The sequence below is a fragment of the Filimonas zeae genome (assembly GCF_014641615.1).
GTDB classification, from domain to species: Bacteria; Bacteroidota; Bacteroidia; order Chitinophagales; family Chitinophagaceae; genus Filimonas; species Filimonas zeae.
The window spans coordinates 842,908-855,499 of record NZ_BMIB01000003.1 but is presented as its reverse complement, the minus strand read 5'-3'; the positions used below and the strand labels follow the sequence as shown (position 1 = coordinate 855,499).

General features: G+C 43.2%; 10 protein-coding genes. 4 read left to right on the top strand and 6 right to left on the bottom strand.

The annotated features are described in order from the left end of the window. Nucleotides 1-3 precede the first annotated feature (3 nt). From IEY13_RS16685 to IEY13_RS16665, 5 genes are all read right to left on the bottom strand, one after another. The gene (locus tag IEY13_RS16685) at nucleotides 4-1,725 is read right to left on the bottom strand and encodes a DNA cytosine methyltransferase (protein ID WP_188954141.1); all 1,722 of its coding nucleotides are present in this window, start codon (nucleotides 1,723-1,725) and stop codon (nucleotides 4-6) included. Beyond that, complete coding sequence (locus IEY13_RS16680; protein WP_188954139.1) at nucleotides 1,725-2,231, bottom strand: hypothetical protein; 507 nt, start codon at nucleotides 2,229-2,231, stop codon at nucleotides 1,725-1,727. Before IEY13_RS16680 ends, IEY13_RS16685 begins: the two co-directional genes overlap by 1 nt. A 129-nt stretch (nucleotides 2,232-2,360) precedes the next feature. Beyond that, a complete protein-coding gene (locus IEY13_RS16675; RefSeq protein WP_188954138.1) occupies nucleotides 2,361-4,475 on the bottom strand; it encodes a DUF262 domain-containing protein in 2,115 nt (704 codons plus the stop codon). Nucleotides 4,476-4,880: 405 nt separating this feature from the next. Continuing rightward, nucleotides 4,881-5,327 (bottom strand): hypothetical protein, encoded by a 447-nt coding sequence (locus tag IEY13_RS16670; RefSeq protein WP_188954136.1) that lies wholly within the window; start codon nucleotides 5,325-5,327, stop codon nucleotides 4,881-4,883. Nucleotides 5,328-5,398: 71 nt separating this feature from the next. Further along, on the bottom strand, nucleotides 5,399-6,637 hold the full coding sequence (locus IEY13_RS16665) for a serine hydrolase domain-containing protein (protein WP_188954134.1): 1,239 nt from the start codon (nucleotides 6,635-6,637) through the stop codon (nucleotides 5,399-5,401). 126 nt (nucleotides 6,638-6,763) lie between these two features. Between IEY13_RS16665 and IEY13_RS16660 the strand changes: the two genes are divergently transcribed. The 3 genes from IEY13_RS16660 (at nucleotide 6,764) to IEY13_RS16650 (ending at nucleotide 8,273) form a co-directional block, all read left to right on the top strand. After that, a complete protein-coding gene (locus IEY13_RS16660) occupies nucleotides 6,764-7,225 on the top strand; it encodes an Lrp/AsnC family transcriptional regulator (protein ID WP_188954132.1) in 462 nt (153 codons plus the stop codon). Between the two features lie 106 nt (nucleotides 7,226-7,331). Then, entirely contained in the window at nucleotides 7,332-7,868 is a 537-nt protein-coding gene (locus IEY13_RS16655; protein ID WP_188954130.1) for a hypothetical protein, read from the top strand. Between the two features lie 9 nt (nucleotides 7,869-7,877). Further along, nucleotides 7,878-8,273: a hypothetical protein gene (locus IEY13_RS16650; RefSeq protein ID WP_188954128.1), complete on the top strand. Its 396-nt coding sequence runs from the start codon at nucleotides 7,878-7,880 to the stop codon at nucleotides 8,271-8,273. A gap of 94 nt (nucleotides 8,274-8,367) precedes the next feature. On the opposite strand, the gene IEY13_RS16645 is transcribed toward IEY13_RS16650, so the two are convergent. Further along, the gene (locus IEY13_RS16645) at nucleotides 8,368-9,243 is read right to left on the bottom strand and encodes a helix-turn-helix domain-containing protein (RefSeq protein ID WP_188954126.1); all 876 of its coding nucleotides are present in this window, start codon (nucleotides 9,241-9,243) and stop codon (nucleotides 8,368-8,370) included. A gap of 257 nt (nucleotides 9,244-9,500) precedes the next feature. On the opposite strand from IEY13_RS16645, the gene IEY13_RS16640 reads away from it, so the two are divergent. Next, entirely contained in the window at nucleotides 9,501-12,563 is a 3,063-nt protein-coding gene (locus tag IEY13_RS16640; RefSeq protein ID WP_188954124.1) for a SusC/RagA family TonB-linked outer membrane protein, read from the top strand. Nucleotides 12,564-12,592: the final 29 nt, after the last annotated feature.

Below are 12,592 nucleotides of genomic sequence, written 5' to 3'. Positions count from 1 at the left end.
AACTCAGGAATTGGCTACGGAACATATCTTATTAATTGCATATAATGCCAATATCTGCTTTTTGGGAACTATGGGCTTCATGAAAATCTTTTCATCTTCTAGTTTATGATCTGGATCATCAAAATCGATCGACTCAATTAGGGAAGTAACTGTCGTAATAAGCTCTACAGGCGTATAAAAACCATCTATTCCTTTCTGCTCTTCATGCATTGCCTGCAAGAGCTTTTTGTCCGGTATCTTTTTTGAAAAGCCGTTATTTATCAGTTTAATGAAATGAGTGCCTTTTTCAAATGTTTCTATTAAGCTCTCTATTTCTCTGTAATAGCCATCGGGGTATTTGCGGCAAGGAAATCCATTACCATTTCCATATTGTACAGATGTAATCCATTTATTGGCATTTCTGGAAGTTTTCAAATCCCTCTTTTTCATAATATCATAATTAGAAAGAGTTACTGTAATGTTGCCATATTTAAATGGGTGACGTCTGAATAGCGCACCTTCCTTTTTGACAGGTGGGCTGTCAAATATTCTGGGTTGAAAGCTATTAAGATTAGGGACTTCATCTAGATTTAACTTAGTATTGATTAATGGCCTTTTAATTTTGGGAAGAGTTAATGCAGACCTTACTGTACGAGCAAGCGCGCTACTTACAGACGGGCACACCGCATTGCCTACTAATCTACATTTTGCATTTTCTCCTCCAATGAACTGATATGTGATAGGAAAGCTCATAAGGCTTGCTGATTCACGAACAGTAGGAGTACGATATTCTCCATCTCCAACGCGTTTATATTCTGATTTGTAAATAATGGCTTCCCTTGAAGTTCCTATCTTAGTGGCCGTTATTGTCCTGCTAGGTTTGTTTTCATTTTCGGGGAATGACATTTTACCCATATATGGGTGGTTGATCTTTTGGAATTGAGAATTACGCCATTCTGATTCGTAAAGGCCGGTATCGTAGAAGTGGTCTGTTAAATCTGAGATATTTATGCTTATATGTTCATATAATGGATCAACTATAATTCGACTTCCCTTTTTGCTGTTTGGGGGAGGAAAGCTTCTCTTAATTTTACCTAATACAATATGCTCCTTCAATTTCATACTACTATTTTTCGGAGCATATTGGTGTTTAGGCAAGACAAAACCTCCTTTATCAATAATTTCTCCGGCAACAGCTCTGATTCTCTGTTGAGGAGACCCAAAATCTGCAGAGTTTAATGTTGCGTGATTCTGTGATAAGGACAAAGCTATCTCGCGTGGGTTTATCCTTTGCTTTTTAGCCCATTCTGAAAGTTCAAGATCATTAAACGTATAATCTTTGGCTATGTGATCTATAGATTGAACCACATTTTCCATAAACCATGCCTTTAACTGTGATTTTTTCTTGTGTTTTTTAATGGCAACTATTCTTAAAAATGCCTTGGTTAGCCTTATCCCTAGAGATTTGTCAGCTTTACCGGAGTTATTCGATAATGAAAAACTAACGCATGGAGGGCTCCCTAATATTACATCAGTGTCAGGCAGCTTTTCAATGAGTTCAATGTTGTTTTCAAAATCAAGAATATTCTGGTTGTTGCCTTTTCCGGCTCCGAAGTTAAAATTATATGTATCAACCGCAGGCCGCCAGTTATCATACCCGGCAATAATTTCAAATCCTTGTTGCCTAAACCCTTCGGAAAAACCGCCGGCGCCACAAAAAAAATCAATGACAGTAAGCTTATTCATTAATATCCAATAATTAAAATTCCTTTTAATGGTAAACTAAGCCTATTACTTGCGTATAGAGTATCAAAAAAATTGACCACTGTTTCGAAATCCTTTTTAAAAATGTAAAGGTTTCTAACTGCTATACACAAATATTCGACGTCGTGCATCATACAAGCCTGAAATAAATCCTTCAAAAACTGAAAATTGGTAACACCACGTCCTGCCTCGATTTCTATGACGGTTTTTGTCGTTGAATTATAACCATCTGCATCAAAACTCTTTTCTAGTGAGCCATTCCTGCCAAATAACACCGGCACCTTAATTTTTTCTATGTGTTTCTTCCCCGTCTCTACTTTAAAGCCTAGTTCTTGTAGTCCACCCCTAAGTTTTTCTAGTACCTCATTGCTTGATAGTGTGAAATTTTGAGAATCTATGTTATTCAAATTTCTTTCGAAATCAGATACTATCCCTCTCAAATGATCAGGAGCCGAATGAGACTTGGGAAAATACTGCCAGTTTATCATTTATCCTCAATCTTTTAATTTTTGAACGTCAAAATAGGAACCGATACCATTGTCTGATTAACTCCTTTATTTTATCCTATTTAGGTGCCACAATCTTACTTAAATATAACAAGTCACTTTTACCAGAATTTAGTTTCCGCCCATATTAAATGTTGTGTACCATTCGCTATATATGTTATATATTCTGGTAACTACCGCATTCAAATAACTTGTTACCATTTCCCGATCATCCCTGTATACACGCGCTGTAATATCTTTCCAATATTCCCAGTCATTACTGCAAATAAAACTGTCCTTATGAGCATCTTCCAATCTCTCTTTTGGAGATTTCCCATTTCCTTCACTTCGATTTTGTTCTAATGCCAGAGCTCTTAAATTCCCGATGGTGTTATTCCAATGCCTAATATTTGGATCAACATTTTGCTTACCATATACCCATTCGGAGGGATATATGTGATCCCAATCCCAAGGTACATTTGTATCTTCCAAACTCTCAAACCTATCATAATCCTCAAACTGTTCTCGTATATAATCTCTTTGCGCAAATATTAATAAAGAACGATTCCAAATTAGTTTGCTAATAAAATTACTCCACATATCATTTATCCGGTCTCTTATAGCGTCAGAACTTAAATCCTTATAATAACTCAAATTTATATAAGTGTGGTAAAGTTCATCCTCTTCTTCTGGAAGTAAATTATGCCATTCAACTTTTTTCTCTGTGACTTCATTTCTTAAAAACGAGAACAACATACCGGGGTCAACCAAATAGGGCATAAAAGGTGCGTTCGCCATATTCTTTCTGCTAAACAATTCCTTCGTCCAAAACTTTTCTTCATTTATATGTGGCCACACCTGCCGTACGTACTTTTTAACATCTTTGCAAAACCAGCCGATAGCCATAATGCCACCTATCATGGCCCTTTGTTCATCCTTAGAGGGCTTTTCTGGATTAGATTTTAGCCACCATAACAATATTAATAGTAAGTCTGGATTACCATTGACTATATTTCGTATTAGGATGGGAGGGACATTAACACCTACAGCCCCCCCTTGTAAAATATCGAAAGCTTTATCAAACAGCAGCTTTATAGGACTATTTTCTATCTCCTCGCCAATTAGATTTTGCATCTTTCCCTTTAAAGATGTTTTAGCAATTCGGCTTCTAAATTCATTTACGCTCATGGCGGCCGGATAGTCCCCATTGGTTATTTCGCTATAAGCTATCCGTGAGACAATTGAAACGACAAGAGAAGAAAGAATAAAAGTTCTGCCAATATGCTCTATAAGCCTTTTTGAATCCGGAAATATCGATTTATAGATAGAGTAAATTAACTCTTCGCCACCGATATGCGTTCCTGACGAATTTAATCTAACAAATAGTGTCGGATTTTCTCCCGATTCATTTTCATCACTATCATTTTGCAACACTTTACTTTCTATGACTATTGCAGGAACTTTGAAGTCTACTAATCTTTTAATACCATTAAAAAATACATCGACATCGGATGAGTCTAACGCTCTTTGTAATTTCACTAAATAATCCTCGTCCGAGTCCTTGGATTTTATAATTTTAGTTGGTAACAAATTCTCACACTTTAAAAACAAATGTTCTTTCCAGGAGTGATCATTAGACACAACTGCCTCTAAAAGAAAAGAGAGAGGAACAGATATGTCACAGTCATACGGAAATACATTTTTTAAATCGAATTTGGTATATCCACCTTCAGAATTGGATTCGTGTTTTCTTAATAGGAACAGAGCTTTTCTTTTTTCACTAACGGTTAATGCTGATTTATTATCTTTCCTTTGATACCCCCAAGGATGAGAACGAGTAATTAATCGGGGAACGAACCGCTGGTTAAGCGTTTTTACCTGAGGAGCTAAATCTATCCAAAGCGAAGGAACATTTCTTAATGACCAAAACCGCTCATTTTGATTAGATGTCCATGGGTTATAGAATCCCAGTGCTATTGCTGTTGCACGTTGTTGACCATCTAATAAATAAAGACTTTTGCCAGTTTGAGAAAGCAAAAACGAACCAATAGGAAATCCTCTCAATAAAGAATCCCATAATTCTTCAATTTGGTTAGGACGCCATACAAAAGTTCGTTGAAGCGTAGGAAGCTCAACGTTGGATGTGTGATTATTCAGTTGCCAAAATGCAATATCTTTTATGCTAAAAAAAGTATCAAAACTATTCTGGCATGCTGCTTTATTTTCTAAATCAGGATTAAGTAGCATTTTTTACAGACAAGGTTGGAACTAAATTAGTTTTTTTTAGCAAAAAAAACAACTATACAATATTATTCTGATATTTATCATATCTTTTAAAATAGCTTCTTGCATATCCATTAAATGTATATGCCTCAACTCCCAAGCTGCTGCACCCTATACCTCGCGGCCTGCAAACTCATCTTATTCTTAAACACCCTCGAAAAATGCGGCAGGTTATGAAATCCCGTAGCCTCCGTTATTTCCGTAAGCGATAGCTGCGTAATCATCCGCAGTTATTGCGGCCGCTCGCCCGTAAGCTTCATAAACAGGCGGCTTAAATAGTCCGGGGGGTAATTGGTCATATCGGCCAGCTTTTTTACCGTAATGGCCTGGTTCAGGTTCAGGTTAATATAGCCCAGCAGGTCTACTATTTTAGCGGGTATGCCGTTGGTTACATCCTGATTGCCCTGTTGCAGGCCTATAAACCGCGCTACCAGCTGCAGCAGTATGCCCTGTGTTTCTATAAACAGGGCGTAGGGTTGTTCTGTTCTTCATACTCTTTATAATAAGTGTTTTTTCGTGCACCATGGGTTTGTCGCTGCGGTTTATTTTGCGGTGCGGGTTTATCTCCAGCAGCCGCTCAAAGCCTGCTATATCCATGTCGTTGGTGGGTGTTTTAAATATGGTACGGTGGTTATGAAACAGCGAAATGCTGTTGGCGGCACCTTCAAAAAAATGAATAAAGTATTGGCCCATGCCACCGGGACAATGCAGGTTGCAAAGGGTAAAGCCGGGTATCAGATACATATAACCTGCCCCCAGCAGCCAGTGCTCTTTGCCATTGGTTATATCGCCACATCCCGGATCTATACAATACAAGCGATGAGTAGATTTTTATAGTTCTAACACTTATCAAGGCGTACCTCTGAAATAAGGTAATGCACCGGGCATTACGGCCCGGTGATGCTAGTGTGTGCGTTTCCCGCTTTTATTTCAGCCCCCCGCCTGAATAACTCATCCATAACAGACACATAGAACCTGAACAGATTTTTATCGCTCAGGCTGGTGTTGGTAAATATAATTACAGCTACCTCTTTGGAAAGGTCTGACAGCATTTCTGTTTTTACACCGGGGTCGGTACCGCCATGGCCAATTCTTGTTGCACCTTGTTTAGTGGCCCAGAATAATCCGGAATTGAGTTTTTGAATGTTTACGTTCTCCGGCTTGTTAGCAGGGGTAAACTGATACCTGGTTATTTCTGCAACGGATTCCTTACGCAGTATACGTTTGCCGTTATATTCACCGTTGTTGAGCATAGCTATAAAAAAGCGGGACAGTTCATTTACAGAGCTTCTTACGCCACCATCGGGGTAGGTGGTAAGGCCATACAGCGGTATCTTTTTAAGGGTATCATTTTGCATATCGTAATGGCTGGAATGGTTTTTAACATCAATCTCCCGAAAAAACCAGCCCGTGTGTTTCATGCCAAGGGGGGTGAAGATGTGCTGCCTGCTGTATTGGTTCAGCTGCTCTCCGGTAACACGCTCTATAATATAGCCCGCCAGTGCTGTTGCTATATTGCTGTACTCGCGGTAAGTGCCGGGTTTATGATGGAGGAAATTATCCTTTGCATAAAACCTGCCCTGCGGAAGAAAATAATCCTGCAGAAATTTTTCTAATGGTTCAGGCGGGTCGCCACCATAAAAATAAGTACTGTCGTAAACTGGGGCTCTGTCTGTTATGCCGGATGTATGTGTTGCAATGTGGCGCAAGGTAATTTTGTCATCCGGAAAGTCTGGGTTACGCACCTGAAAGGGCAGGTAATGGTTAATATCTTCATCGAGCGACAGTTTACCCGCCTCAACCGCCTTCATCAGGCAAACACCCGTAAACACTTTGCCGATAGAGCCCAGGTTAATGATGGTGTTGGTTGTAAAAGGCCGGCCGCTTTCTTTGTCTGCAAAACCATAGCCCTTACTCCACACTACTTTTTTATCTACTATCAGCGCCGCTGCCAGGCCCACCATACCGGATTGCCTTATTCGGTTACCGATAAAAGTATCAATTCCCATCATGGTATTTTGGGTGATTGGCGTTGGCTTCTGGCTGCTCACCGGCTGCAGATAAAAGCACATAATAGTTAGCAATAGTAGTGCGTTTACAGATGTGGCGGATACTTTCTTTATCATAATTTGTAGCAATGTGGTTGGTGTGTTTAAGGGTTCAAAATTAGGCCGGCACAACTGCACATTTTGACTAAATTGCCTTTATAGATGCACAATATTTGTGTGAGTGTTAGCTAAAACGGGTAAAATATGCAGGGAGTGGATGAGCTTGATGCAGTACTGCTCAATTATCTTCAGAAAGACAATCAGATGACGGCACAGCAGCTGGGTGCGCTGGTTAATTTAAGCACCAGTGCGGTGCAAAGGCGTTTGCAAAGGCTAAGGCGCGACAAGGTAATAGTGGCCGATGTATCCGTTGTTTCTCCTTCGGCGGTTGGTTTGGGAATGTCCTGCGTGGTAGAGGTTTCTTTACACCTGGGTAATTCTGCCATGGTAGACCGGTTTAAACATCTGATTCTGGCATGCCCGCAGGTAATGCAATGTTATTACGTGGCAGGCATCTACGATTTTGTGATTATTGTTAATGCCAGAAGTATGAAGGATTACGAAGAGTTTTCGAAAAAATACTTCATGGACAATCCGGATGTGAAACAGTTTTACACGCATGTGGTAATTGACAATGTAAAAGTGGGGTATGGTGTTGAGCTTTAAAAATACCAGAAAACCAGTAGAAAAAAAACGACAAAAGTTGGTATTTCCTAAGTAGGAAACTTCTGATAACTTTGTTGCATTATCCATTCCTGAAATAAACAACGCTATGAAAACATTCCTGACGCCACTTTGTATGGTAATTACTGTGCTCTGCCTGAACGCTTGTTCAAAAGATAAAGGCGGAGGCGATTCTCCTTCCACCGGCGATTATTTCTTCAGGGCTGCTGTTGGTGGCAGAAAAGTAGATTTCCACACTGTTAACTTCCAGGGCGGGGGTAATGATAACCGCTGGGAGCATATTGTGGTTGGCGGGTATGAAGAATCTTATCCCACTTCCGGCGGACCTGTGCCGCCTTCTCTGGACTTTGAAATATGGCGACTGGGCGGCAATATTGGCCCGGGTACGTATGTTACACCTGCGGAACCCAATATGATAGCACGTTACGCTGTGCAGCAACCGGATGGAACTTTGCTTTATAATACTTCTAACTCAGATGATGTTTTTACTGTGAAAATAGAAGCCATCAGCAAAGACGGTATTAAGGGTTCATTCTCCGGCACGGTGCGCAATCTGGCGGGGCAGGCTATCAGCATAACAGACGGTTCTTTTAATCTTCCTTACGAAACTTTGATAAACCCATAAACAAGTTTTATGAAAAGATCTGTAGTTGTAATGCTGCTTTTGTTGATGACGTTACTGGCAAAAGCTGATCAGTTGGCCACGCTAACGCCGGAACAGGCAGAGAAAGCGGTAACCTATCTGAAAAAGGAATCTGTTGTGGTGTTATGGTGCAGTTGTTGCAAGGACGATCCGTTGCGAAGGGTTACGGTTAAGGAGGTGTTTAGGAAGGCTTTGCAGGACGGGAAACACTATTCTGTGGTACTAAAAGGGCGTGACGAAAACGGAAAAGAAATTGAAGAATACCTTGATCTGGCCTATGTATTCGTGAAAAAGAAGTCGGAAGGACACTCATTGGGTAAATTACTTAAATTTAAGTGTGATCCTTGTGTGCCTCCCTTTTATTGGGATGCACCAGCTGCAGGATGACATGGGTAATTGTGATTAACTAAATGACAACGGCTTATTTGACTAGCAGGAAAGAAGAGGCAGCTAAACATGCGGCTTCCACACCAGACTGACCTCAACTCCCAAACTGCTGCTCCCGATACCGCGCCGGCGGCAAACTCGTCTTATTCTTAAACACCCTCGAAAAATGGGGCAGGTTATCAAACCCCGTAGCCTCCGCAATCTCCGTCAACGATAGCTGCGTAGTCACCAGCAGGTATTGCGCCCTTTCAATACGCTTGGTGTGTATGTAACTGAGTGGCCGCTCGCCGGTAAGCTTCATAAACAGGCGGCTTAAATAGTCCGGGTGGTAATTGGTCATATCGGCCAGCTTCTTTACGGTAATGGCCTGGTTAAGGTTCAGGTTAATATAGCCCAGCAGGTCTACTATTTTAGCGGGTATGCCGTTGGTTACATCCTGCTTGCCTTGTTGCAGGCCTATAAACCGTGCTACCAGCTGCAGCAGTATGCCCTGTGTTTCTATAAACAGCGCGTAGGGTTGCTGGTTGTTCAGTGCTTCATACTCTTTGTAGTAAATGTTTTTTTCGTACACCATAGGGTTGTCGCTGCGGTTTATTTTGCGGTGCGGGTTTATCTCCAGCAGGCGTTTAAAGCCTGCTATATCCATGTCGTTGGCGGGTGTTTTAAATATGGTGCGGTGGTTATGAAACAGCGAAATGCTGTTAGCGGCATCTTCAAAAAAATGTATAAAGTATTGGCCCATGTTACTGGCGCAATGCAGGTTGCAAAGGGTAAAGCCGGGTATCAGATACATATAACCTGGCTCCAGCAGCCAGTGCTCTTTGCCATTGGTTATATCGCCACATCCCTGATCTATATAATACAAACGATAGTAGGGGCTGAGTACGTTTTTATAGTTCCAACGCTTATCAAGGCTTACGTAGTCAATGTTCAGCAGGGGAAAGGTATGTTTGAGTATTCTGCGGCTCATAATGGCAATGTCGGATTTATATAATACAAAGTCGAATCCGGTCAAAGATATTCATTTGCCTATTTCTAGCTTTGATTTACGATTGTAAGAATTCATACTATCCCGTTTTATTCACTAACATGCTGAATGTTGCCATATGAGTACGCAAAGAAAATAAGAACCATTTACAGGAGCCAGCTCCACGAAAGCATCGTATAGATGTCTTTACCTAAGGCATGCAGCTATTGTATGCCCATTACAAACTTCAAACAACAATTATGTTACCCTGTTTAATGAGTGGCGCACCGCTCAAACGCGTGCTTATTGCCACAATTGTCAGTTTTTGCTGTTATATACTGCCCGCAGCGGCGTTTCAAACGGGCAGCAGAACCATTACCGGCGAGGTACACGCTACAGACGGGCGGCCTGTTGCCGGTGCGGTGGTAGCCGCCAAGCTCAGCAAATCCAGCACGGTATGTACCGATCAGGGTACGTTTACCCTGGTATTAAACGCCGGCGAAAAGCAGCTGGTAATTACGGCGCTGGGCTACCATACCAAAGAGGTGGCGTTAACAGCCGCAGGTACGTATGCTATTAGCCTGGAGGCCGCAGTAGATTCGTTAAACGATGTGGTGGTGGTAGGTTATGCCACGCAGAAAAAGGTAAACCTTACCGGTTCGGTAGCTACCATATCCACAAAAGATGTGGAAAACAGGCCTATTACCCAAACGTCTCAGGCACTGGCGGGTCTGGCGCCGGGCGTAGTGGTATCGCAAGGTGCAGGCCAGCCCGGCAATAACGGGGCAGATATTGTGATACGTGGTGTTGGTAGCTATGGTGCCGGTGGCGGCCCGCTGGTACTGGTAGATGGGTTGGCTACTTCTATTAACGATGTAGACCCTAACAACATTGCCAGCATTTCTGTATTAAAAGATGCGGCTTCGGCTTCCATCTACGGTAGCCGTGCAGCCAACGGGGTTATATTGATTGAGACCAAACGCGGCAAAAGCGGTAAGCTGCAGGTAAACTACAACGGTTATGTGGGCTGGCAAAAAGCCACGGAACTGCCGGATTTTGTGCCTTCGTGGGAGTATGCTACGCTACGCAACGAGGCCAATAAAAATGCGGGCTACAGCAATGTATATACCGATGCGGAAATTGAAAAGTTCCGCAACCAGAGCGATCCTGATAACTACCCCAACGTACCGCATTACAACAACCTGCTTACTTCGGGCTCCGGTTTCCAGAGCAACCATGCCCTTTCGTTTATGGGTGGTAACGAGCGCAACCGCTACAACTTTGCCGTAAGCTATCTTACACAGGATGGTATTGTAACGCAGAACGGATATAAGAAATATAATTTTCTGCTGAATGATGATGGTAAGCTTTCTGATAACCTGATGTTGAAGGTAAGTCTGCAGGGCTACAGCGCCTCTCAAAATTCACCCCGCCAGTATGATGGGGGTATGAACAGCATGATTAACTATGCCCTGCGGGAAGGCCCTGTATATGCCGGCAGAAAAAGTGACGGCACCTATGGCTACCAGGATAACTACGGCCACGAAGCCTGGCTGGCCAGCGGCGCTTTTTACAAAGGCAGCAACAAATACTTCCTGGGTAGCAGTGAGCTGATATGGCAGCCGCTGAAAGGCCTTAGCCTGAGCGGTAAAGCAGGTTATAACTTCTGGGATTATTACAACAAAGATTATGCGGCAGACTTTCAGTTTGATGCCAATAAATATGTAGGCCCCAACAACCTTACAGTTACCTCAGGCCAGGGCGCACAGTTAACGCTGCAGGCGCTGGCTACGTACAACTACACCATAAAAGATCATGCTTTTACAGTACTGGCAGGTGCTTCGCAGGAAAAATACAACGATAACTACCTGCGTGCTTTCAGAAAAGACTTTCCTACCGCGCTGCTGTACGAGCTGAATGCAGGCTCTGCCACGGGTATGACCAACGAGGGCTCTGCCACCGAGTGGGCTATCCGCAGTTACTTTGGCAGGTTGAACTATGCTTACAAGGGTAAATACCTGCTGGAAGCCAACCTGCGGGGTGATGGTACTTCGCGCTTTCCTTCTGCAGGCAGATGGGGGTATTTCCCTTCTTTCTCCGCCGGCTGGCGTATTTCAGAAGAGACTTTTGTTAAAAACAACCTGTACTGGGTAAACAACCTGAAGCTGCGCGCCAGCTGGGGTAAGCTGGGTAACCAGAACGTAGGCACCTATCCTTATCAGAACCTGATTAGCCTGGGGCAGAACTATACCTTTGGCGGCGTACTTACCTCCGGTGCTGCTACCACCCGTTTAAGCAACGCAGCTATTACCTGGGAAAGTACCCAAACCACCGATATAGGGTTTGACCTGAGTATACTCAACGGCAGGCTGGGTATGGTGTTTGACTGGTTTGATAAAAAAACTACCGGGGTACTGTACACGGTAGCTACGGCTTCGGTACTGGGCCTGTCTACCTCACCGGTAAACATTGGCTCGGTTAAAAATACCGGCTTTGAAGTATCGGTAAACTACAACCAGAACATAGGGCCGGTTAAGCTGGGCATAGCGCCTAACTTCTCCTATACCCGTAACCGCGTTACCTCGCTGGCGAACGGCCTGCGGAACGATTTGGGCAGCAACCTGTTTGTAGGTCAGCCGATAGGCGTAATTTATGGCTATGAGGCAGACGGACTGTTTGTGGATAATAATGACATTACTAAATACGCATCCCAACCCTATGCGGCCGAGCCGGGTTTTGTACGCTATAAAGATATCAGCGGCCCGGACGGCAAACCCGATGGTAAGGTGGATGCCACTTACGACAGAAAAGTAATTGGCAACACCATACCTAAATACACGTATGGCCTTACCCTTACTGCCAGCTACAAAGGCTTTGATTTTTATATGCTGGCCCAGGGCCTGGGCGGCTACCAGAAACAGATAGGTAGTTACGCAGCGTTTGGCTTTTACAACGGCGGACAAATACAGCGCTGGCAGGCAGATAACCGCTGGACGGCAGACAACCCTAACCCCAATGCGGCTTACCCTAAGTTGACCGCGTTAAACGGCGGCAGTGGCACCATTATGTCATCAACCTACTGGAACCGCGATGCCAGCTTTGTACGCCTGAAAAGCCTGCAGGTGGGTTACACCTTACCGGAGGCACTTACGCGCCGCGCTAAGCTGAGCCGGTTACGTTTGTATTTCAGCGGACAAAACCTGTTTAGCCTGAATCATTTTTACAAAGGATGGGATCCGGAAATGAATATGTCCACCGGCGATGGGTCGCAGTTTTACCCGCTTACGCGTGTACTTACTTTCGGCCTCAATGCTACTTTTTAACGGATGCTATTGGTTTAACAAAACATGAT